Source organism: Xanthomonas sp. NCPPB 2250 (assembly GCF_056725265.1).
Window position 1 is genome coordinate 3,339,929 of sequence record NZ_CM161520.1, and the last position, 22,283, is coordinate 3,362,211.

At 69.4% G+C, this 22,283-nt stretch carries 19 protein-coding genes; 9 read left to right on the top strand and 10 right to left on the bottom strand.

Annotated features, from left to right (window positions below; genetic code table 11):
* Positions 1-12 precede the first annotated feature (12 nt).
* From AC1PMG_RS13280 to AC1PMG_RS13300, 5 genes are all read right to left on the bottom strand, one after another.
* Positions 13-1,329: an acetylglutamate kinase gene (locus tag AC1PMG_RS13280; protein WP_150409055.1), complete on the bottom strand. Its 1,317-nt coding sequence runs from the start codon at positions 1,327-1,329 to the stop codon at positions 13-15.
* A 79-nt stretch (positions 1,330-1,408) separates the two neighbouring features.
* Complete coding sequence (locus tag AC1PMG_RS13285; RefSeq protein WP_481109188.1) at positions 1,409-2,512, bottom strand: acetylornithine deacetylase; 1,104 nt, start codon at positions 2,510-2,512, stop codon at positions 1,409-1,411.
* Positions 2,513-2,628: 116 nt separating this feature from the next.
* The gene (locus tag AC1PMG_RS13290; RefSeq protein ID WP_481109189.1) at positions 2,629-3,873 is read right to left on the bottom strand and encodes an argininosuccinate synthase; all 1,245 of its coding nucleotides are present in this window, start codon (positions 3,871-3,873) and stop codon (positions 2,629-2,631) included.
* 71 nt (positions 3,874-3,944) lie between these two features.
* The gene (locus AC1PMG_RS13295; protein ID WP_342074151.1) at positions 3,945-4,970 is read right to left on the bottom strand and encodes an N-acetylornithine carbamoyltransferase; all 1,026 of its coding nucleotides are present in this window, start codon (positions 4,968-4,970) and stop codon (positions 3,945-3,947) included.
* Between the two features lie 299 nt (positions 4,971-5,269).
* Positions 5,270-5,800, bottom strand: coding sequence for a hypothetical protein (locus tag AC1PMG_RS13300; RefSeq protein WP_342074152.1), 531 nt, complete (start codon positions 5,798-5,800; stop codon positions 5,270-5,272).
* 142 nt (positions 5,801-5,942) lie between these two features.
* On the opposite strand from AC1PMG_RS13300, the gene cysS reads away from it, so the two are divergent.
* The 3 genes from cysS (at position 5,943) to AC1PMG_RS13315 (ending at position 9,345) form a co-directional block, all read left to right on the top strand.
* A complete protein-coding gene (gene cysS / locus AC1PMG_RS13305; protein WP_267084731.1) occupies positions 5,943-7,358 on the top strand; it encodes a cysteine--tRNA ligase in 1,416 nt (471 codons plus the stop codon).
* Between the two features lie 302 nt (positions 7,359-7,660).
* Positions 7,661-8,101, top strand: coding sequence for a SufE family protein (locus AC1PMG_RS13310; RefSeq protein ID WP_017912501.1), 441 nt, complete (start codon positions 7,661-7,663; stop codon positions 8,099-8,101).
* Positions 8,098-9,345: an MFS transporter gene (locus AC1PMG_RS13315; protein WP_481109190.1), complete on the top strand. Its 1,248-nt coding sequence runs from the start codon at positions 8,098-8,100 to the stop codon at positions 9,343-9,345. Before AC1PMG_RS13310 ends, AC1PMG_RS13315 begins: the two co-directional genes overlap by 4 nt.
* A 123-nt stretch (positions 9,346-9,468) precedes the next feature.
* Here the strand turns inward: AC1PMG_RS13315 and AC1PMG_RS13320 are convergent, their stop codons facing one another.
* The gene (locus tag AC1PMG_RS13320) at positions 9,469-10,581 is read right to left on the bottom strand and encodes an alpha/beta hydrolase (protein ID WP_481109191.1); all 1,113 of its coding nucleotides are present in this window, start codon (positions 10,579-10,581) and stop codon (positions 9,469-9,471) included.
* 582 nt (positions 10,582-11,163) lie between these two features.
* Between AC1PMG_RS13320 and AC1PMG_RS13325 the strand changes: the two genes are divergently transcribed.
* Complete coding sequence (locus AC1PMG_RS13325) at positions 11,164-11,520, top strand: hypothetical protein (protein WP_481109192.1); 357 nt, start codon at positions 11,164-11,166, stop codon at positions 11,518-11,520.
* Positions 11,521-11,764: 244 nt separating this feature from the next.
* Entirely contained in the window at positions 11,765-12,439 is a 675-nt protein-coding gene (locus AC1PMG_RS13330) for a secreted signal peptide protein (protein WP_481109193.1), read from the top strand.
* 249 nt (positions 12,440-12,688) lie between these two features.
* Here the strand turns inward: AC1PMG_RS13330 and dksA are convergent, their stop codons facing one another.
* Positions 12,689-13,828, bottom strand: a complete 1,140-nt coding sequence (dksA, locus tag AC1PMG_RS13335; protein WP_481109194.1) for an RNA polymerase-binding protein DksA — start codon at positions 13,826-13,828, stop codon at positions 12,689-12,691.
* A 114-nt stretch (positions 13,829-13,942) separates the two neighbouring features.
* On the opposite strand from dksA, the gene yidD reads away from it, so the two are divergent.
* From yidD to AC1PMG_RS13350, 3 genes are read left to right on the top strand one after another with little or no spacing between them, the layout of a single operon-like run.
* Positions 13,943-14,215, top strand: coding sequence for a membrane protein insertion efficiency factor YidD (gene yidD / locus AC1PMG_RS13340; RefSeq protein WP_481109195.1), 273 nt, complete (start codon positions 13,943-13,945; stop codon positions 14,213-14,215).
* Positions 14,215-15,549 (top strand): dihydroorotase, encoded by a 1,335-nt coding sequence (locus AC1PMG_RS13345; RefSeq protein ID WP_481109196.1) that lies wholly within the window; start codon positions 14,215-14,217, stop codon positions 15,547-15,549. Before yidD ends, AC1PMG_RS13345 begins: the two co-directional genes overlap by 1 nt.
* Positions 15,549-16,412 carry a M23 family metallopeptidase gene (locus AC1PMG_RS13350; RefSeq protein ID WP_481109197.1) on the top strand — a complete coding sequence of 288 codons (864 nt, stop codon included), beginning with the start codon at positions 15,549-15,551 and terminating at the stop codon, positions 16,410-16,412. Before AC1PMG_RS13345 ends, AC1PMG_RS13350 begins: the two co-directional genes overlap by 1 nt.
* 606 nt (positions 16,413-17,018) lie before the next feature.
* On the opposite strand, the gene AC1PMG_RS13355 is transcribed toward AC1PMG_RS13350, so the two are convergent.
* Positions 17,019-17,975, bottom strand: a complete 957-nt coding sequence (locus AC1PMG_RS13355; protein ID WP_481109198.1) for a hypothetical protein — start codon at positions 17,973-17,975, stop codon at positions 17,019-17,021.
* The gene (locus tag AC1PMG_RS13360) at positions 17,972-19,657 is read right to left on the bottom strand and encodes a sensor domain-containing diguanylate cyclase (RefSeq protein ID WP_481109199.1); all 1,686 of its coding nucleotides are present in this window, start codon (positions 19,655-19,657) and stop codon (positions 17,972-17,974) included. The genes AC1PMG_RS13355 and AC1PMG_RS13360 overlap by 4 nt, the downstream gene beginning before the upstream one ends.
* Positions 19,658-20,070: 413 nt before the next feature.
* Between AC1PMG_RS13360 and AC1PMG_RS13365 the strand changes: the two genes are divergently transcribed.
* Entirely contained in the window at positions 20,071-21,252 is a 1,182-nt protein-coding gene (locus tag AC1PMG_RS13365) for a putative acyl-CoA thioester hydrolase (protein ID WP_481109200.1), read from the top strand.
* 199 nt (positions 21,253-21,451) lie between these two features.
* On the opposite strand, the gene AC1PMG_RS13370 is transcribed toward AC1PMG_RS13365, so the two are convergent.
* Positions 21,452-22,156, bottom strand: coding sequence for a squalene/phytoene synthase family protein (locus AC1PMG_RS13370; protein WP_481109201.1), 705 nt, complete (start codon positions 22,154-22,156; stop codon positions 21,452-21,454).
* Positions 22,157-22,283: the final 127 nt, after the last annotated feature.

Below are 22,283 nucleotides of genomic sequence, written 5' to 3' on the forward strand. Positions count from 1 at the left end.
CGACGGCACCGCTCAACCCTGCAGGGTCGGCGTGCGCGTCGCGCAATGCGCCACGCAGTGCTGGATCTGCTCGAAGGTCTCCAGGCCGTACCAGAACACCTTCCACTTCTCCTGCTTGAAGCAGCCGTCGGACTCGGCGTAGTAGAAGATGTTGACCTGGTTGTTGTGGCGCGAACGCCAGAACAACTGCGGCGTCTCCTCGCGCATCACGTTCCACACCGCGCGGCCCAGGCCCTCGCCCTGCGCATCGTCGAGCACCGCGAACTTGTCCAGGTAGGTATAGCCGCCCTCGTCGGTCAGGATCACCGCGGTGCGGTAGTTCTCGCTGACGTAGGCGCGCAGCAGCTTGGTGGTGTCGAAATAGTCCGGCACCAGGGTGCGGCCGAAACTGGATTCGATCAGGGTCTTCAACCGCGGCAGGTCCAGTTCGCCCCATGTCGTGGCGCGCAGCACTTTCTCGCCGCGCCGCACCAGGGTGCCCGAGCCCTTGTGGGTGAACAGTTCCTTGGCCAGGTCGGCCGGGCGCGTGATCGACACCGACGACTCCAGCGGCAGCCGGTCCAGCAGGTCCTTGATCTGCTCGATCTTCACCTTCATGCCGCCATGGATCCACGGCTGCGCGATCAGGTGGTCGTACTCGGTGGAGAGGTTGATCGAATCGATCACCGTGCCCTTCTCGTCGAGCAGGCCGCCGGTGCCGGTGAGGAAGATGATCTTGTACGGCTGCAGCTCCTGCACCAGTTCGTTGGCGGCGAAATCGGCGTTGATGTTGAGGATCTGCCCGCTGGGGGTCTCGCCAAGGCTGGTGATGACCGGGATCGAGCCGGCCTGCAGACTGGCCTCGATCGGCGCCAGGTTCACCGCGGTGACCTCGCCGACCAGCCCGTAGGTGTCGCGGTCCAGGTACTGCGCCTCGAACACGCCGCCGGTGATCGAGGTGGCGCGCGCGCCGTTCTGCTGCAGCGCCTCGACCAGCTTCAGATTGGAAGCCTGGAACACCCTGCGTACGATCGCCAGCGCTTCCGGCGAGGTCACCCGCAGGCCGTTGACGGTCTGCTTGTCGATGCCGGCAGCGGACAGTTCCGCGTCCAACTGCGGGCCGGCGCCGTGCAGCACGATCGGGGTCAAGCCCACTTCCTGCAGGAACGACAGCGAGGAGGTCAGCGCCTCCAGGTCGTCGCGCAGCACCGCGCCGCCGACCTTGACCACGGCGAAGCGCTTGGCGTCCAGCTGCGAGAAGCGCTTGAGGTACTGGCTGATCTCCTTCGCGCTGGCCATGCTCGAGAGCAGGCGCACGATGGTCTGGCGGGTTTGGCGGTTGGCGTGCATGGCGTGGGGCGATGTCCGAAGGAATCCAGGGTGGAGCCGATCGCAGGACCGGTCCGGGCGACGTGGGAAGGCGCGCGGCTCAGCGCGCGCCGTTGATGATGCGGTGCACCGAGTCGGCGTAGCGCTGCAGTTGCTCCAGAGTCACGAACTCGTCGGCGGTATGCGCCTGGGCGATGTCGCCCGGGCCGTAGACCAGCGCGGTGTAGCCGCCGGCGGAGAACAGCGAGGCCTCGGTCCAGAAGTCCACCGCATTGCCGATCGGCAGCTCCAGCGCATCGGCGACGTCGCGCGCGGCCAGGCGCTTGTCCTCGGCGCGGGCGCCATTCCGGTCAGAAGCCGCACCGGAGGGCAGGCTCGGCCCGCGGAAGGTTTCCTCGAAGTGCGCCGCGGCCGGCTCGGCGAAGCCGGCGAAAGTCGCCAGCAACGCGTCCACGTCCATCGACGGCAGCGGCCGGAAACCGAAGCGCAGCTCCGCCGCCGGCGCGATCATGTTGGCCTTGATCCCGCCCTCGACCCGGCCGATGTTGAAGCGCAGCCCGGTCAGCCCGCCGAAGCGCGCGTGCGCCAGCGACTCCACGTGGTCCAGCGCACGGCCGCCCCAGCGCATTGCCTGATGCAGGGCGCTGGCCGCGGCATCCTGCTTGCCGGAGGCATGCCCGGCACGGCCGGCGAAGCGCATCAACACCGAACTGATGCCGCGATGCGCCAGCACCGCCTCGCTCATGGTCGGCTCGGCCACCAGCACCGCCTCGTAGGCGATGCCGCGGGCCAGGAACGCAGCGATGCAGCGCGGGTCGTTGGCTTCCTCATCGCTGGAGAACAGGAACGCGGCATCGCCGTCGCCGGCATTGGCCGCGGCCAGCAGCGCCGCCGCCGCGCCCTTGATGTCGCACACGCCCAGGCCGACCACACGATCGTCCAGGCGCCGCATGACGTGCGGATCGGCGCTCCAGTGCGGCGAATCCGGCACCGTGTCCAGGTGCACGTTGAACAGGTACTTGGGCGTGCCGCGTACCGCGTACAGGCTGACCGCGCCGGCGCCGTGGTCGATCACCTCCACCGCGAACCCGGGCAGCTGCGCGCGGAGGTAGTCGAAGATGCCATCGGTGCCGATCGCCCGCGGCGGATTGCGGGTGTCGAAGGCCACCAGCGTCCGCAGGTGATCGAGCGTCTGTTCGAGCATGAATCGAGGATCCTTCAACACTGCATCCGCCCGTCTGGAGCAGAGCCCCCTTCGTGTTGAAGGGGGCGCGCCAACGGCGCGGGGTTTAGGTGGAATGCGTGGGCTCTACGCGCAGGTCAACCGCGGTTGACCTGCGCGTAGAGCGTCGAGCTCATCCCGAACAGCTTGATGAAGCCCTCGGCCTCGGCCACGCCCCAGTCCGCCGACTGCGCGTAGGTCGCGCCCTTGGCGTTGAGCAGGTGCGGCGACTTCACCGCCACCGCGTCGACGCGGCCGCCGCGGGTCTCCAGCGTCACCTCGCCGTTGACCATCGCCTGCGACGACTTCAGGAAGGCTTCCAGGTCGGTCTTCAACGGGTCGTGGTAGAAGCCTTCGTAGACCAGCTCCACCCACTTGCGCGCCACGTCCGGCTTGAAACGGTTCTGCTGCTTGGTCAGCACCGCATCCTCCAGCGCGCGGTGCGCGGCCAGCAGCGCCACCAGGCCCGGCGCCTCGAACACGATGCGGCCCTTCAGGCCGATCACGGTGTCGCCGGTGTACACGCCGCGGCCCACGCCATAGGGCGCGAACAGCTTGTTGAGCTTGGCCAGGATCTGTTCGCCCGGCAGCGCCTTGCCGTCGAGTTCGACCGCCTCGCCGTGCACGAACTTCAGCTTCACCGTCAGCGGCTCGGTCGGCCACGCGCTGCGCGGCGCGCACCAGCCGCGGGCGCCCTCGCCCGGCGCTTCCCAGCGGTCGATCTCGCCGCCGGACATGGTCAGGCCGAGCAGGTTCTCGTTGATGGTGTATGCCTGCTGCTTGGCGCGGACGCCGAAGCCGCGCTCCTCCAGGTACTTCTGCTCGTAGGCGCGGGTCTGGGTGTGTTCCTTCTGGATCTCGCGGATCGGCGCGACGATCTCGTAGTCGCCCAGCGCCTTGACCGCCAGGTCGAAGCGCACCTGGTCGTTGCCCATGCCGGTGCAGCCGTGGGCGATGACCTTGGTACCCAGTTCCTCGGCGCGCTTGAGCGCGGCATCGACGATCAGGTAGCGGTCGGACACCAGCAGCGGATACTGGCCCTGGTAGCCCTCGCCCGCCCACACGAACGGCTTGACGAAGCCGGCCCAGATCGCCGGGCCGCCGTCGACGGTGACGTGGCTGGCCGCACCCAGTTCCGCGGCGCGCTTCTCGATGAAGTCGCGCTCCTCGGCGTCCACGCCGCCGGTATCGGCGAACACGGTGTGCACCGCATAGCCCTTGGCCTGCAGGTAGGGAATGCAGAAGCTGGTATCGAGACCGCCGGAGAAGGCGAGGACGATGTCCTTGGTGCCGGGATTCGGGAGTGGGGAGTCGGGATTCGTGGAAGCGGTTTGCTGCGACATGGGGGCGTCTCTCTGCGGTTGACTAAGTTAGGAACGGAAAGGGGGCGCTGCTGCGACTCCCCAATCCCGAATCACGAATCCCGACGGCCCTGGCCGGCAAGCGCCGCCATGATCGCCTTCTGCACATGCAGGCGGTTCTCGGCTTCGTCGATGGCGATGCAGTTGGGCGAATCCATCACCGCGTCGGTGGCCTTGACGTTGCGACGCAGCGGCAGGCAGTGCGAGAACACGCCGTTGTTGGTCAGCGCCATCTTGCGTTCGTCGACGATGAAGTGCTGGTACTGGTCGCGGATCGGCTTCTCCGGGCCCCAGTTGCCGAAGAACGGCAGCGCGCCCCAACTCTTGGCGTAGACCACGTCGGCCCCGGCGTAGGCGCTGTCGATGTCGTGGCTGACGCTCAGCGAGCCGCCGCTCTCGGCCACGTTCTGCGCGGCCCAGCCCATGTAGCGCTCGTCGAGCACATAGTCCGGGGTCGGGCACAGCAGGGTCACGTCCATGCCCAGGCGGGTGGCGATGGTCAGTGCGGAATTGGCCACCGCGGTGTTCAGCGGCTTTGGATGGTAGGTCCAGGTCAGCACGTACTTCTTGCCGCGCAGGTCGCGGGTACCGAAGTGCTCCTGCAGCGCCAGCGCATGCGCCAGCTCCTGGCAGGGATGGGTGATGGTCTCCATGTTGATCACCGGCACCGGCGAATACTTGGCGAAGCTCTTCAGCACCAGGTCCTCGCGGTCCTTGGCCCAGTCGACGAACTTCGGGAACGCGCGCACGCCGATCATGTCCACGTAGCGGCCCAGCACCCGCGCCACCTCGGCGATGTGCTCCTCGGTGTCGCCGTCCATCACCGTGCCCAGGTCGAACTCGATCGGCCACGCGTCCTTGCCCGGCTGCAGCACCACCGCGTGGCCGCCCAACTGGAACGCGCCCAGCTCGAAGCTGGTGCGGGTGCGCATGGACGGGTTGAAGAACACCAGCGCGATCGACTTGCCCTTCAGCTCGCTGCCGAGGCGGTTGCGCTTGAACAGCGCCGCCTGGGTCAGCACCGCGTCCAGTTCGGCGCGGCTCCAGTCCTGGGTGTTCAAGAAGTGCTTCAGAGACATCGATCGATCCTTTGCAGCGGTGGGGACGCGGGGACGCGCGAGGCGTTCTACAGGGAGGTTCTTTACGGGTGAAACTTTTCCGGCCGATGAAAACGAAAAAACCCAGCCTCGGGCTGGGTTTTCAGAACGAACGGCACGACGCTCCGGTTACCCAGCGAGAATGTGGGATTCCGGTCGACGCGCGCGCGACGTCATGCCCGAGGCCATGCGTGCGGCGCTGAGATCGTGCTGGGGCAGGTTCGCTTTCATCGGCGCGCATCCTCGCACGCGCACGCCACAGGCGCAAGCGCGCGCGGCGCTCAGCGCGGCGGCACCACCACCGCGTCGGGCACGTACGGCGCCACCGAGACGCGGATACGCAGGCGGTTGCCCGGATCCTCGGGCAGCCGCGAGCGGTACTTGGTGCCCTTGTAGACATAGTCCACGTCGAAGGCGATGGGCCGGCGGAACTCGCGGCCGACCTCGACCATCCGGCAGTTGCGTCCGCCCTGCGGCGCCGCGGCCGGCGCAGCCGCCGGGGCTGGCTCCTCGTGGCGGCGGCTGAAGATGTCCTTCACCGAATCCATCAGCCGGTTCAAGCGGCTGTCGTCCTCGGCCGGCTTGGGCGCCGGCGCCGCCGGGGCCGGCGCGGGAGCCGGGTCGCATTGCTGCTCGGTGCGGGTGGCGCGCAGGGTCTGGTAGACCGGCTCCACGTTCAGGACCTGGGCGTAGTCCAGCTTGACGTTCTCGATCACCACCACCCGGTTGCGCGCCTCGGAGTCCTGCGCCCAGGCCGGCGCGGCGGCGCAGGCAAGGATGCCGACCAGCGGCAACAACGGGTTCGGGCGCATCGGCAGCAGCTTCGCAAGGGCAGACCAATGAGTGTAGGCATGGCGGCTTGCGTCGGGCTGAACGCGAGCCGACAGGCGCGCGGCGCGCCCGCCTGGCGACGGCTGCCGGTAGAATCGGACGGTTTCCCCACCGCCGATGCCGATGAGCCTGCGCCTGCACAACAACCTGACCCGCCGGGTCGACGCCTTCGAACCGCTCGATCCGGTGGCCGGCCCGACGCTCTACGTCTGCGGCCCCACCGTCTACAACTACGCGCACATCGGCAACGCCCGCGGACCGGTGGTGTTCGACGTGCTGGCGGCACTGCTGCGACGCCGCTACGGCAAGCTGCGCTACGCCCGCAACATCACCGACGTGGACGACAAGATCAACGCCGCCGCGCAGGCGCAGGGCGTGCCGATCTCGGCCATCACCGACCGCTTCGCGGCCATCTACCGCCAGGACATGGCCGCGCTGGGCGTCACCCCGCCGGACATCGAGCCGGCGGCCACCGCGCACATCCCGCACATCGTGGCGATGATCGAGCGGCTGATCGCCGGCGGCCACGCCTATGCCGCCGAGGGCCACGTGCTGTTCGCGGTGGCCAGCTTCGCCGATTACGGCAAGCTGTCGCGGCGCGACCCGGAGGAGATGCTGGCCGGCGCCCGCGTCGAGGTCGCCCCGTACAAGCGCGACCCGGGCGACTTCGTGCTGTGGAAGCCGTCCAGCGACGACCTGCCTGGCTGGGACTCGCCGTGGGGCCGCGGCCGCCCCGGCTGGCACATCGAGTGCTCGGCGATGGCCGCCGCGCACCTGGGCGAGACCATCGACATCCATGCCGGCGGCGTCGACCTGCAGTTCCCGCACCACGAGAACGAGATCGCGCAGAGCGAATGCGCCCACGGCGGCGCCACCTTCGCCCGCGTCTGGCTGCACAACGGCATGCTGACCTTCAGCGGCGCCAAGATGAGCAAGTCGCTGGGCAACATCGAGACCGTGCACGATCTGATCGAGCGCCACCCGCCCGAGGCGCTGCGCTGCGCACTGCTCAGTGCCCACTATCGGCAGCCGCTGGACTGGTCCGACGCCCTGATCCAGGCCCAGGTGGCCCGACTCGACGGCCTGTACGGAACGCTGCGCGATCTGCAGGCCATCGACGCCGAGGCCGTCATTCCGGCCGAGATCGAAGAGGCCCTCGACGACGACCTCAATACGCCGCTGGCGCTGTCGGTGCTGTCGAGCCTGGCGACCCAGGCGCGACAGGCACTGCGCGAGGCGGCGCCGGCCGGCGGCCCCGATCCCGCCGATGCCACGCAACGTGCGGACACGCTGCGCCAGGCCAAGGGCCGCCTGCTCGGCGCTGGCCTGGCCCTGGGCCTGCTGCAGCAGGATCCCCAGGTCTGGTTCCAGGGTGCCGGCAGCGACGACGACGCCCGCATCCAGGCGCTGATCGACGCCCGCAGCGATGCCAAGAAGGCCCGCGACTTCGCCCGCGCCGACGCCATCCGCCAGGAACTGGCCGACGCCGGCATTGTCCTGGAGGACACGCCGCAGGGCGTACGCTGGAAGCGTGGGTGACCGGGCCCTCGTAGAAAGAGGGCGCATGGCTGTTTCCTTCTCCCTTCGGGAGAAGGCGCCCCGAAGGGGCGGATGAGGGTACGGGCGAAGCGACTCGCATCGACAGTTCGCGAGGCTGCGCTCGGACCCTCACCCCAACCCCTCTCCCGGAGGGAGAGGGGCTTTACAAGATGCCCGAAGGGGCGGATGAGGGTACGGCGCGAAGCGAATCGCCTCGACAGTTCGCGAAGCTGCGCTCGGACCCTCACCCCAACCCCTCTCCTGGAGGGAGAGGGGCTTACATCGCTTGATCTTGGATTGCTATGACCGACACCGACTTTCCGCTCGAACCCACGCCCGCCGACGCCCAGGCCGCCATCGCCGAGGAATTCGGCTTCTTCGGCGACTGGTCCGAGCGCTACCAGTACCTGATCGACCTCGGCCGCAAGCTGCCCGCCTTCCCCGAGCACTGGAAGACCGAGGAGCACCGCTTGCACGGCTGCCAGTCGATGGTGTGGATCGTGCCCGAGGGCAATGCCGAGCGCCTGGTGTTCCATGCGATCAGCGACTCGGCGATCGTCTCCGGGTTGATCTACCTGGCGCTGCGGGTCTACTCCGGGCGTAGTGCCGCCGACATCCTCGCCACCGCGCCGGACTTCGTCGCCGCCATCGGCCTGGGCAAGCATCTGTCGCCGACCCGCAGCAACGGCCTGGCCGCGCTGCTGGCCTTCATCCAGGACACCGCGCGCGCCCAGCAGGCATGAGCGCCCCCCTGCCTACCCCGCATACCCTGCGCACGCTGCTGGCGCACCCCGGCTTCGCCCTGGTGCTGGCCTACCGCATCCTGGCGATGCTGTCCTATCAGATCGTCGCGGTCACGGTCGGCTGGCACATCTACGAGATCACCCGCGATCCGTTCTCGCTTGGCCTGATCGGGCTCGCCGAGATCCTGCCGTTCTTCTGCATCGCCCCGTTCGCCGGCTACCTGGTCGACCACCTGCCGCGGCGCCACCTCGGCATGCTCGCCAGCGTCGGACTTATCGCCACCGCCGCGGTGCTGCTGGCGGTGAGCCGCGGCTGGCTGTCGGCGCACGGCGTATGGCCGATCTATGCGGCGATCGCCCTGACCGGCGCCGCGCGCGCCTTCCTGTCGCCGGTGTACAACGCGCTGTTCGCACGCGCCCTGCCCCGCGAAGCCTATGCGCGCGGCGCCAGCGTCGGCAGCGTCGCGTTCCAGGCCGGCATGGTGATCGGCCCGGCGCTGGGCGGCCTGCTGGTCGGCTGGGGCGGCAAGAGCCTGGCCTACGGCACCGCCATCGGCGCCTCCAGCGCGGCGCTGCTGGCGCTGTGGCTGCTGCGCATCGACGAGCCGGTGCACGAGGGTCCACGCGCACCGATCTTCCGCAGCATCGCCGAAGGCGCGCAGTTCGTGTTCTCCAACCAGATCATGCTCGGCGCGATGGCCCTGGACATGTTCTCGGTGCTGCTGGGCGGCGCAGTGTCGATGCTGCCGGCCTTCATCCACGACATCCTGCACTACGGCCCCGAGGGCCTGGGCATCCTGCGCGGCGCGCCGGCGCTGGGTTCGATCCTGGTCGGCGTGTGGCTGGCGCGGCACCCGCTGCAGCGCAATGCCGGGCGCGTACTGCTGCTGGCGGTGGCCGGCTTCGGCCTGTGCACCATCGCCTTCGGGTTGTCGCGGCACTTCTGGCTGTCGGCGGCGATCCTGCTCGCCTACGGCATGTGCGACGGCGTCTCGGTGATCGTGCGTTCGACCATCCTGCAACTGGCGACGCCGGACGCGATGCGCGGCCGCGTCTCCTCGATCAACGGCATCTTCATCGGCTCGTCCAACGAACTGGGCGCGTTCTACGACGGTGTCATGGCGCGGCTGATCGGGTTGGTGCCCGCCGTGGTGCTTGGCGGCTGCGTGACCCTGGGCGTGGTCGGCGTCACCAGCTGGAAAGCGCCCAAGCTGCGCAACCTGGATCTGCGCGACCTGCAATAGGCCTGGCTGACGGCGCGCGTGGGTCGGACGCGAGACAGCCCGGCCCGGTCGTGCAACACGCACCCTGGCGCCGGCGCGTGCGCACCGCGCCAGTCATCCTTCCATTCGCCGCAACGGCCGCGCTCAGCGCGCGGCCGCCACCGCGCGCGCCTGCGCCTCGTCGTCGGCCCAGGCATGCGCGCAATCCGGCAGGCCGGCCGGCTGCACCAAACCACCCCGCCCCGCCAGGAACCGGCAGGTGGCGGCGAACACCGCCGGCACGGCGTGCGAGCGGATCGGCGAGGCCAGCACGTGATTGTCCGCCCCGGGGAAATCCACCGCCTGGCGCAAGGCTGGCGGTATTCCCAGTTGCTTGAACATCGCCTGCAACGCTGCCACCGACACCGTGCGGTCTTGATGCTGGGCATCGCGGTAGTAGTAGCCGAGGAACACCGGCACATGGATCCGCGCATAGGTCGCCGGCCGCATGCCGCCGCGGGTCAGCGCCGCCAGCGCGCGATAGCCGTCCAGGTGCGTGGCGTCGGCCCAGTAGGCGCTGTCGACCGGATAGCGCAGGATCGGATCGCCACCGTTGTGCGTCCACGCCAGCAACTGCGCGCCCCACGGCCACAACATCGGCTGCAGTTGATCGCCGTATTCGCGCACCAGCGGCGACCACAGCACCAGCGCCTGCACCTGGCGCGGATTCGCCGCCACCGCCTGCGTCGCCAGCGCACCGCCCATCGAATTGCCGATCACCACCACCCGGTCGCCCAGCACACGGGTCACCGCCAGCGCCTCGGCCGCACCCGCGAGCAGGCGGCCGGCATCGACGCCGCGCAGCGCATCGGCTGCGACCAGGCCGTGCCCGGGCAGGCGCGGCAGATACAGATTGCAGCCGAAGCTGCGCGCCAGCCGCACGTGGGTGGGCGCGCCCTCGCCCTGGCTGGCGGTGAAGCCATGCAGATAGACCATGGCGCACGCGCGTCGCCCGGGATGCGCCGGATCGGCCCAGACGATCCGCGCCTGGTTGTCCGGGCGCAGCCCCGGCGTGGCGCGCTCGCGCGCATCGATCCAGGCCTGCAGCGCCAGCGGATCCTGCGGCACCGCCGGCGCCGCCACCTGCGGCAAGGCCACGCTGACCCGCGGCCCCAGCGCAACGACCGCCAGCAATGACAGGGCGATCAGGATCGGCCATCGCCAACGACGGCGGCGTTTGCGCGCACCCGATCCAGCCACGTCGGCATGACCGTTCAAGCGCGACGCTCCGTTATCGAACCGAGCGAGGATACATAATGGAAATAGTTTTCAAGCAGTGACATTGATTGTCGGCGGCGACATGGCGATATACCACATTCGCCATTATGCGTCACCGTCATGACAGGCGCATTTAAAGCCTCTCCAAAGCCACGCATGGCACTGAAACCCAGATCACAAGCTAATGATTTTACTAGATTATTTTCCAAACAGCCAGCACCGGTAGAACGCATTTTGCAGACAAGATGGAAAGTCCGCAAACGCAGAAAGGAAGACGAAAGAAGCCTCCGAAATTATCTCTTCCGAATTAATTTTCAGCCCGCTTCTGGAAAATGGACGCGCATCGAAACGCGCGACGCCCATATGGAACACGGATGGAATCAGCCGAATGGAACATTCGCTTTTCCGTGACGAGGCAGTGGACGCCCGAAGCCAGGCATGGCTGGAGACGGCGGCACTGGCAACGCCACTTTCGACTCGGGCGCGGACTTGCATCGCACTAAGCACCGACGCCACCGACCCGGCAGACAACCACCGATTGAAGTTCTCCACATGAAAGTCTTTGGATTACCGTGCATAGGCATGGCGTTGGCATTCGCCATTGCCGTGCCAGGATCGTTGCAGGCGAATCCAGCCTCTTCCCGCGCAGATGGAGAACAGGCGATCGCGTATGTGCTGAAGAACGACCTCGCCCTGTCGAGGCTCTTCGGCAGCTGCCCCACATTGAAATTTGCCCGCACCGGCGTCGAAGGGAACAACGCCTTCCTGATCGAAGTCAACTGCGACATCAAGAACAACCCAGAGGAAGATGCGGACTGCCCCGCCTATCACATCCATGCGCTGGGGACGATGGACACGCCGTCGCATTGGACGGTACGTCGCCTGGACCTGACCTTGGCGTGCTCCAGCGAGGGAGCGCCAAAGACACCGCGGATGTAACCGCCGCATAGGCACTTGCGGCGTCGGTGCAGACGCAGTGGCGAAAGTCCGACCTCGGAGATGATCACCACCAATTCGGGCCTGAATCCGTCCGATCAGTGGTCATCGTTGAGCAGCGACCAGCGCAACGCGTTCATCACCGCCTACGGGCACCGCGAAGGCTGGCACGGCAACTAACTCCCCCCGTGGCGAGGACGGGAGCGCTCCCGTCCTCGCCACGCACCATCCGTCACGGAGATTTCTCATGGCATCCCGGTTCTTTCCGCTGTTCGGCTTGCTCGCTCTCTGCATGGCCTACTCGCAGGCCCATGCCGCCGGCAGCGATGCGGCCGCCTGCACGCACGCGCTGCATCAGGCCTTTGCAGGCTCCAGTAGCGCGGCCACCCTGCCCACGCCATGCGCGCGTCTCGGACCAGTCGCGCTCGGCATGCGCAAACAACAGGTGCTGGCCGCACTGGGCCAGCCGGACATCACACGCAGCGATGCGGCACATCCGGACACGCTCAGTGTGGTGTATCTGTACCCGCGCGGGCTCAATGCGCTGCTGGCGCAGCAACCGCGGCCGGCGACCGCTCTCCGCTACAGCCAGTTGGCAGTGCGCTTTCGCAACGACCGGGTCACCAACCTGATCGCCTTCGCCACTCCAGATGCGCCGTTGCCGTTCGAGTTGCTCGGCCAGCCGGCCGGTACGCACGTCGATCGGGTCTTGCAGGCCATCGGCGGGCAGCCGCAATGGAACGCCAGCCGCGACTACGTGCAGTTCGCCGCGATGCCACTGGGCCTGGAGGTCGATCCGGATACGTCGGCGATCGTCGGGCTGGACCTCGCAGCCAGCAAGCAGGACCTGGACAGCTTCGCCCTGCCCGGCGTGCAACTGCGCAAGGACGGGCAAAGCGGCCTGATCAACGGCGTGCGCTGAAGGGCGCCGCCGTCCATGCCGGGATAGGCCCGCCTGCCAACGGACGCCTGCCCACGCGGCCGCGAACGGCTGCGGCGGCAGGACGGGCGCACGGCTGCGCATCGCGCATCGATGGGCGGTCGTGCAGGAGGAGTGGCACTACCGCTACACGCGGCAGCAAACGGCAGACGCTTCGCCCTGACGGGGGGCCGAAAACGCAAAGCCCCGCGCGAGCGGGGCCTTGCCTTGACACCTCGGGGCGGCGCGGACTCAGTCGCCCTGCTGCTTCTGCAGATGTTCCCAACGCTCCTGCGCGTCGATGGTGCGCTCGGCGGTCAGACGCGCTTCCAGGCGCTCCAGGCCGATTTCTTCGCCCGTGTCCACGCAGTAGCCGTAGTCGCCGGCGTCCAGACGCTTGAGGGTGCTGTCGATCTTGCCGATCAGCTTGCGGTAGCGGTCGCGGGTACGCAGTTCCAGCGAGTTCTCGGTTTCGCGGGTGGCGCGCTCGGCTTCGTCGCCGATGTCGCGGACCTCGTCACGCAGGTTCTCGATGGTCTGCTTGGATTCCTCGACCAGGTCGGCGCGCCAGGTGAGCAGACGCTGGCGGAAGTACTCCTGCTGCAGCGCGCTCATGTACTCCTCGTCCGCCGCAGGCTTGTAGCCCTTGGGCAGGATCGGGCGGCCGGTGGCCTCGTCGGTCTTGTACTCCACCACCTTGTACTTGGCCGGCTTGGCCGGGGTGTTGGACTTGGCGGTCACGGCCACGGCGACCTTGCCGGTGGGCTTGGCGACCGGCGCCTTCGGGGTGGATTCGGACTTGGTGGGGGTTTTCGCGGAGGATTTCGAAACGGACACGGGATTCTTTTGTGGCGGGGTCGACGGCGCGGCGGACTTGGCGGCAACGGGCTTGGAGGCCGGTGCTGCGGCAGGCGCGGCGGGCTTGACCGGGACAGGCTTGGCCGCAGCCGGCTTGGGCGCCGACTTCGGTACGGAGGTGGTCACCGCAGGTGCGGCAGAGGCGGTGGCCGGTTTGGATTTGGCGGGAGCGGCCGCGGGCTTGGCGACCTTGGCGCCAGGCTTGGCCGCCGGTGCCTTCGCTGCCGGCTTGGCGGCGGGCGCTGGCTTGGCGGCGGCCTTGGCCGGTGCGACCGGCTTGGCAGGCGCCTTCTTGGCCGGGGCCTTCTTGGCAGGAGCGGACTTGGCCGGCGACGCAGCGACCGGCTTGGCCGCCGGCTTCTTGGCCACGGCCTTGCTGGCCGATTTGGCCGGCGCGGCCTTGGCTGCCGACTTCGCAGGCGCGGCTTTCTTCAGCGGTTTGCTGGCGGCGGACACCGTCGCTTTCTTGGCGACGGGCTTGGCAGGCTTCTTGGCGGCCTGGACGGCCTTCTTTGCAGGTTTTTTAGCAGCCACGAACGCTCTTCCTTGGTCTTCCCGGGGCCCGGGAAAGCGGGCCTTTATAGCCTACCCTACCCCCCGCGGCAACAACGCGGCGTATACGCCGAGCGATCCGCCTAGTCCAGCACAGTGGCATATCATGGTCATGTGATCGCCCGCGCTCTCATCGCCCTGCTGCGCCTGTACCAGCGCTTCATCAGCCCGCTGCTGGGACCGCGCTGTCGTTTCGTGCCCAGTTGCTCGGCGTATGCGGTGACCGCCATCGCCCGTTTCGGCGCATTGCGCGGCGGCTGGATGGCCGCCCGCCGCGTCGGCCGCTGCCACCCCTTCCATCCTGGCGGGTTCGACCCGGTGCCCGACCCCACGGCGCCGCCACCCTGCCGCTGCCAAGGAAAACACTGATGTCCGCTTCCACACTGATCGTCAACGCGCGCCTGGTCAACGAAGGCCGCGAAACCCAGGGCGACCTGCGCATCGCCGACGGCCGCATCGCCGCGATCGCCCCGCAGCTGGCCGCGCGCGAGGGCGAGACCGTGGTCGATGCCGCCGGGCGCTGGCTGCTGCCCGGCATGATCGACGACCAGGTGCACTTCCGCGAACCCGGCCTGACCCACAAGGGCGACATCGCCACCGAATCGGCGGCGGCGGTGGCCGGCGGCCTGACCAGCTTCATGGACATGCCCAACACCAATCCGCCCACGCTCGACGCCGCCGCGCTGCAGGCCAAGTACGACGCCGCGCACGGCCGCGCCTGGGGCAACTACGGCTTCTACCTGGGCGCCAGCAACGACAACCTGGCCGCGATCCAGACCCTGGACCCGAAGACCGCGCCCGGCATCAAGGTGTTCATGGGCGCCTCCACCGGCAACATGCTGGTCGACAACCCGCAGACCCTGGACGCGATCTTCCGCGACGCGCCGACGCCGATCATCACCCACTGCGAAGACACCCCGACCATCGACGCGACCCTGGCCGCGTTCAAGGAAAAGTACGGCGAGGCGCTGACCCCGGACATGCACCCGGACATCCGCTCGCGCGAGGCCTGCCTGAAGTCCTCGCAGCTGGCGGTGTCGCTGGCGAAGAAGCACGGCACCCGCCTGCACGTGCTGCACATCTCCACCGCCGACGAGCTGGCGCTGTTCACCCCCGGCCCGATCCAGGGCAAGCGCATCACCGCCGAGACCTGCATCCATTTCCTGCGCTTCGACCGCGCCGACTACGCCACGCTCGGCAACCTGATCAAGTGCAACCCGGCGATCAAGGACGCCAGCGACCGCGAGGCGCTGATCCGCGCCATCGCCGAGGACGTGATCGACGTGCTCGCCACCGACCATGCGCCGCACACCTGGGAAGAGAAGAGCAAGCCCTATGCGCAGGCGCCGTCCGGCCTGCCGCTGGTGCAGTACGCGCTGGTCGCGGCGCTGGAGCTGGTCCACGAGGGCCGGCTCAGCGTGGCCCAGGTGGTGCACAAGTTCGCGCACGCGCCGGCGCTGCTGTTCGACGTGCACGAACGCGGCTTCCTGCGCGAGGGCTACCACGCCGATCTGGTGCTGATCGACGACACCGCGTTCACCGTGCGCCGCGAGGACGTGCTGTCCAAGTGCGGCTGGTCGCCGTTCGAAGGCCGCAGCTTCCGCTCCAGGATCGCCGCGACCTGGGTCAACGGCATGCTGGCCTGGGACGGGACCCGCCTGGTCGGCACCCCCAACGGGCAGCGCCTGGCGTTCGACCGCTGATGCGCGGCGCCCTGGTGGCCCGCGCCGCACTGGCGCTGGTCCTGCTGACCGCACCGCTCGCCCCGGCGCTGCACGCGCAGACGCCGGCCGCGGCCGGCGCCGAGGCGCGCAGCGTGTTCCCGCGCAGCGCCTCGCAGGGCGCGCTGGTGATCGGCAAGATCGCACCGGGCAGCCGCGTGCAGTACGCCGGACGCACCCTGCGGGTCAGCGATTACGGCAGCGTGGTGTTCGGCATCGGCCGCGACGAGCGCGGTCCGCTGCGCATCGCGGTGCAGCGCCCGGACGGCGGGACCGAGACGGTCGAGATCGCGGTGACGCCGCGCGACTGGCCGCTGGAACAGGTCAACGGCGTGCCGCCGAAGACGGTGAACCCGCCGCCGGCGATCGCCGAGCGGATCAAGCGCGAACAGGCACAGGTCACCGCCGCGCGCGACCGCGACGACCCGCGCACCGATTTCGCCGCGCCCTTCATCTGGCCGGTGCAGGGCCGCATCAGCGGCCGCTTCGGCAACGCCCGGGTCTACAACGGCCAGCCCGGCGCCGGGCATTCCGGCATGGACATCGCCGTGCCAACCGGCACCCCGGTCAAGGCCCCGGCCGCCGGCGTGGTCACCTTCGCCGCCCCCGACCTGTACCTGACCGGCGGCACCGTGCTGCTGGATCATGGCTATGGCGTCAGCTCCAACTTCCTGCACCTGTCGCGGATCGACGTCAAAGTCGGCGACCGCATCGCCCAGGGCCAGGTCATCGGCGCGGTCGGCGCCACCGGGCGTGCGACCGGACCGCATCTGCATTGGGGGATGAATTGGTTCGATGTGCGCATCGACCCATTGCTGGTGCTGGAGCGGACGAAGCAGCCTTGAAGCACTGGTGTGCCAGGTGCACTGACGCGCGGCGGCGCGTTCCTCATCTGGGTCGCCGACACATTCGCCTGGCGCGGTTCGATGTGCGCATCGACCCGTTATTGGTGCTGGAGCGCACGAAGCAGCCGTAGAGCGTTGGTGCGTCAGGTGCAAAGGCGCGCGGCGGCGCGTTCATCATTTGCGCATCCGACGCCTTCGCCTGGCGCGGTTCGATGTGCGCATCGATCAGTTGCTGGTGCTGGAGCGGACGAAGCAGCCATAGAGCGCTGCGGCGGCGCGTTCCTCAGGGGCAGTGACGTACAGCAGCGCATGCATTTTGTAGGAGCGGCTTCAGCCGCGACGGGCATTCCCGGTAACGCCCGTCGCGGCTGAAGCCGCTCCTACAGATGTCCTGAAGTCGCTTCGACATTGCAACGCTGAGCGGCATCCACGTCGCGCAGCGGCTGGGGCGTCGGATCTCGGCGCAGGAACGCAAGCGGCGGAGGCCAGGCGCGCCGGCGCTTGCTCGAATGGCTGCGCGCGGCACGGGCGGTATGGCGCGAGGCCGTACCCTCACCCCAACCCCTCTCCCGAGGGGAGAGGGGCTTGCTGCCCGCAGCCTTTCCGCTAGGCCGGTGTGACCACCTCCAGCAGTCGCCCCAGCACCACATGCGACGGGCTGTTGGCCAGGTCCAGCGGCATCACCAGCTTGGGATTGGGATGCGGCAAGGGCGTTCCCGGCGCTTCTTCGCCGGCTTCCCGCAGCAGACTGCCGTTGTCGTCCACCTGGCCGGTGACCGGCGGCAATGGCGGCAGGCCCAGCCCCGTGCGGACCGCGTTGGCGCGGCTCAGCAGGTCGTCGTCGGCGACCGTGGTCAGTGCCGAGGCGGCCAGGCTGGCCGGTGCGCCCTCCACCGCCGCCAGGCGCTGCGCGATGTCGCCCAGCGCCTGCTGCCGGTGCGGATGCAGCAGTTGCCACACTTCTTCCCACAGCGCCTTCCAGTCCAGATCCGGGAACGGCATGTGGGTCGGCCCGCTGAGCACGATCTGCGGCGCCAGCCGGCCTGGCGGCGTCGCGTCGCATTCGGCCAGCGCGCGGTAGACCACCTCGCTGCACACCATGTGCGAGGGGTTGTCGCGGACCAGATGGTCCAGCGCCTCGCGCACCACGATTCGCGCCAGCCAGTGCTGCGGCCACTTGCCGCGGATGGCGACCAGCAAGCCGAGCGTGGCCAGGCTGTCCAGCGGGTACGGGACGCCCAGCAGCGATTGCGCCTTGGCCAGCACGCTGGCGCGGTCGGCATCGTCCAGCGCCACGCAGGCGTAGCTGAGCGGCCGGTAGGCGTCGATGAGGAGGTAGTTGGTGGTGTCGGTCAGCCGCTGCGACAGCGGATAGCGGCGCACGCCGCTGGCCGCCGCCTCGATCAGATCGCCCCGATCGGCGACGATGGCGGCATGGCTGTAGATGCTGTCGCCGCACCAGGCGATCAGTTCGGACACCGGGCCGCAGCCCAGTTGCAACAGGATGTCGCCGACCTGCAACTGATCGGGAGCGAACGCGGGCAAATCGGTCTGCACAGTCATGGTTGAGGCTCCTGGTGGGTGACGTGGTGGCTGGGGGGGGACACGCTGACGCGGTTGCGGCCGGCGGCCTTGCTGGCGTAGAGCGCGGCATCGGCCCGCTGCAACAGCGCCGCCACGCTCTCGCCGCGCTGCCATTGCGCCACGCCGACGCTCAGCGTGCATGACAGCGCCTGGCCTTCGCGCGGCAGCGGCTGCGCGGCGACGTGCTGGCGGATGTCCTCGGCCACGCGCCGCGCGGCCTCCAGGGTGGCGCCGGGCATCAGCAGCAGCATCTCGTCGCCGCCCTGGCGGCCGAGCGTGTCGGTGCTTCGCAGGCGCGCCCGCGCGCAGGCGGCGACCCAGCGCAGGCAGGCGTCGCCGCCGGCGTGGCCGTGGATGTCGTTGATGCGCTTGAAATGGTCGATGTCGATGTAAGCCAATGCCAGCGGCCGGTCGCCGCGCGCGGCGTCCTGCAGCGCCTCGGCCAGACGCTGCTGCAGTGCGGCGCGGGTGAGGATGCCGGTGAGTTCGTCCACGGTCGCCATGCGGCTGGCGCGGTCGCGGTCGCGACGCAGCTCCAGGATCTGCTCGGCCAGACCGAAGGTCACCAGCAGGCAGGAGATCGCCAACGCCAGGCTGATGCCATGCGCCAGCACCGGCGCGGCCAGATCCAGGCGCAACCACCCGGTCAGCTCCAGGCAGCGCAGCACGCACAGCATCCACAGCGGCGCCCACGAAGCCAGCAGCGGCCAGGCGTAACGTTGCCCGCGCAAGGCCAGTAGCAGGCAACACGGCAGCAGCAGCGCCGCACCGACGATCAGCCCGACATTGCCGAGCAGGCTCAGCACCGCCGCGTCCGACAGCAAGCAGGCCACGGCGATGCCGAGCAGGAACAGCGCGCACAGCCGCAGCACCCGGTCCAGCCGCGGCAGTTGCCGGCGCATCTCCAGTTGACGGCGCTGGAAGGTGATGATGAAGAAGCCGCCGAGCGCGGCGACGATGCGCATCGGCGTCGGCGAGGACGCGAACACGCTGGCCAGGCCGGGCACCGCGCGCGCCTCGCCACCAAGGCCGAGCAGGTACAACAGCACGCACATCACGTTGGCGGTGAAGTAGCCGTAGATCGACTCGCGCAGACGCGCCCACAACGCGATCGCCAGGATCGCCAGCACCGCGGTCGAGCCGAGGATGAAGGCGCGCCAGCCGACGTAGTGCAGATCCTCGCGCTGCACCTGGGCCAGCGGCGCGATGCCCACCGGCATCGGCATCGCCGCCGGCGCATGCACCCGCAGCCAGATCGAGGCGCCGGCCGGCAGCCCCTGCGGCAAGGCGATCACCAGGGCCCGGGTGGAGTAGCGCAGGTCGGCGTCGGCGCCGTAGATCGCGTGCCGGGTTGGCGCGGCGCGTCCCGGCACCCAGGCCTCAACCCGGGTCAGGTAGGGCGACTGCAGCACCAATTGCGGCTGGCCGTCGCGGCCGATCGCATGGTCGGCGCGGATCCGCCACCAGGTGGGCTGCTTGCTGCGCTCGTACAGGGTCGCGCCATGACCGGCGTCGACGAACGCGGCATCGTCACGCCCCGCCACCACCTCCGATGCCGGGGGGTCGGCGGCCAGCCGTTGCAACAGCAGTTCCTGCCCCAGCACCGACCCGGTCACGCCCAGGCACAGCAACAGGCAGCACCAACGGCACAGGCGCTTCAATCGACGACTTCCAAGTGGGATCGGCGTCGAGGGTAGCGCAAGCCGCGACGGCGCTCGTATCCAAATTCACGACCCCGTCACGCCACCACGCGAGGTCGGCACACCGCGCGCAGATCCATGCCGCAGTGCGGCGACCGTCCGCCGCCGCCGGGTCTGGAGCGCCTGCAGCCGTCGCGTTTTGGCCTGGGAATCGCCCTCCACGCCCCCCACCAACCGGCGCACTGCATGTGCGGCGGATCCGCGATCGTGATGGAAGCGACACAACCGAACTCTGACTGCGACATCGGCCGGCATCGGCGCGCAAACGCCCCTACCATCGCCGGTCCGCTGACGACGCCGGATCAGGCGACCGAATGACACCGGTATCATTCCACGCGTCGCTGCGGGCCCTTATCCTTGAGCGGAGGCTTCCCATGACCGTATCGCGCTGGTTGCTGCTTTCCTCCACCCTCGCCCTGGCGGCCGGGGTCGTCACCGATGCCCCGGCGCTGACCGGAACCGCGTCGCGCCCGCAACTGACCAGCAGCGAGGCGGCCAACCAGACCGTCGCCCGCCACCTGGCCCAGGCCGGACCGATCGGCGCGCTGGTCACCGACAACTGGGATCCGAGCGCCGGCGTCGCGCTGCTGCAGGCCGACTACGCGGTGGCCGCCGACGGCAGCACCCGCTACCGCACCGTGCAGGCCGCGGTGGACGCCGCGGTCGCCGCCGGTGGCAGCATGCGCCGCTACATCAGCGTGGCGCCCGGCACCTATACCGAAGTGGTCTGCGTGCCCGCCGCGGCGCCGCCGCTCACGCTGTTCGGCCTCGGCGGCAGCCCGGCCAGCACCACGATCCGTTTCGGCAACGCCAACCCCACCCCGAAGCCGACCGGCAGCGCCACCCATCCCTGCGCCAGCAACGCCGCCAGCAGCACCGTCGGCACCTCCGACAGCGGCACCGTCACCGTGCGCGCGGCGCAGTTCCAGGCGCGCAACCTGGCGATCGTCAACAGCTACGTCGAGGGCACCTACAGCGGCAGCAACCAGTCGGCGGTGGCGCTGGCGTTGCGCGGCGACAAGGCGGTGCTGGAGAACGTGGTGCTGACCGGCAACCAGGACACCCTGCTGATCAGCGCCGGCAGCGCCAACACGGTGATCCGCGCCTACCTCAAGGGCGGCACCATCGAGGGCGACACCGACTTCATCTTCGGCTCGGGCGTGGCGGTGTTCGCCGGCAGCACCATCCGCTACACCGCGGCGCGCCGCGGCGCCAACGACGGTGGCGTGATCTTCGCGCCCAGTACCCGCCCGGGCAGCAGCTACGGCTTCCTGGCGATCAACAGCACCTTCGATGCGGTCGGCAACCCGGGCAGCGGCACGGTGTGGCTGGGCCGGGCCTGGGACGAGAGCGTGGGCAGCCTGTCCAACTACGTCGACGGCACCTCGCCCAACGGCAAGGTGGTGATCCGCGACTCGACGCTGGGCGGGCACATCCGCAAGAGCGCGCCGTGGAACGCCTCGACCATCGGCCGGCCCTACTGCAGCAGCGGCTGCAGCACCTCGGCCAACCGTTTCTACGAGTACGCCAACAGCGGCGCCGGCAGCGCGCCCTGAAGCTAGGCGGCGCGGGCTGGCGCGTGTCGTCCTGCCCGCGCATGCCGCGTCGCGGTTGCGCGTACCTGTTGCAAGGACGCGCGAGGACGTGGACGTCCGTCCAGACCTGAGTGACGACATCGCGGCGCGCGCGCAACCGCGGCCCTTCGGGTTGGGCCTGGCAGGCCAACCCGACGTAGTCGAAGAGTGTTGGTAGGCCCTAGCCCAGCCCGGCCCACCAGGCGCGCCACAGCGTCGACATCTGTCCCGGCGGCCTGGGCGTGGCGGCCGCCTGCTGCACCATCCGCGCACGCGCCAGCGCCGACAGGATGCGCCGCGGACGCGGCCCGCGCACGCGGCGCGGCCACGGCTTCAGCAACGCCTGCGCCCAGCGTTGGCGCTGCTGCGCCTCATCGCCGCCGCGCAGCGCCAGCGGCGCGGTGGCGGCGCCGCCCTCGAGCAGGCGCTGCGCCAGCACCTGCAGCGCGACCGGCACCGCGGCGCCCTCGGCCGGGGCCTCGAACAACGCGCGCTCGACCGCAACCACCGCCTGCGCGAACGGCTCCAGCCGCTCCAGCGCATGCGCGGTGTCGGCCGCGGCCGCGCGCGACTGCGGCAGGCTCGGCAAGGCCTCGGCCAGTTGTGCCCATGGCGCAGCCACCGGCTCCAGCACCCGGCCCAGCGGATGCCGCGAACGCTGCCCGGCCCAACTGCGCAGTTCCTCGCCCCACCACGCCAGCTTGGCGTCGGCCGGCAGCGGATCGCCGGCGATGTTGAGGATGTCGTCGAACTCCTGCAGCAGGGCGAACCAGGCCACGGTGCGGGCGCGCTGCGGCGCCGGCAGGAAGGTCTCGGCCACGGCCCATTCCGGCCAGCGGCGGCGCCATTTGTCGAGGAAGGCATCCAGGGCGGACGAACTGCTCATGCGATCGGTGAATCCGGAGTCAGGCGCGCGCCGACGGCATCGCGCAATGGGAGAGTGAGCGCGGCTGCCGCGCAGAACGCGCAGTGTACGTGCGCGACCGGTGGATGCCGAGCGGCGCGGCGTGCAG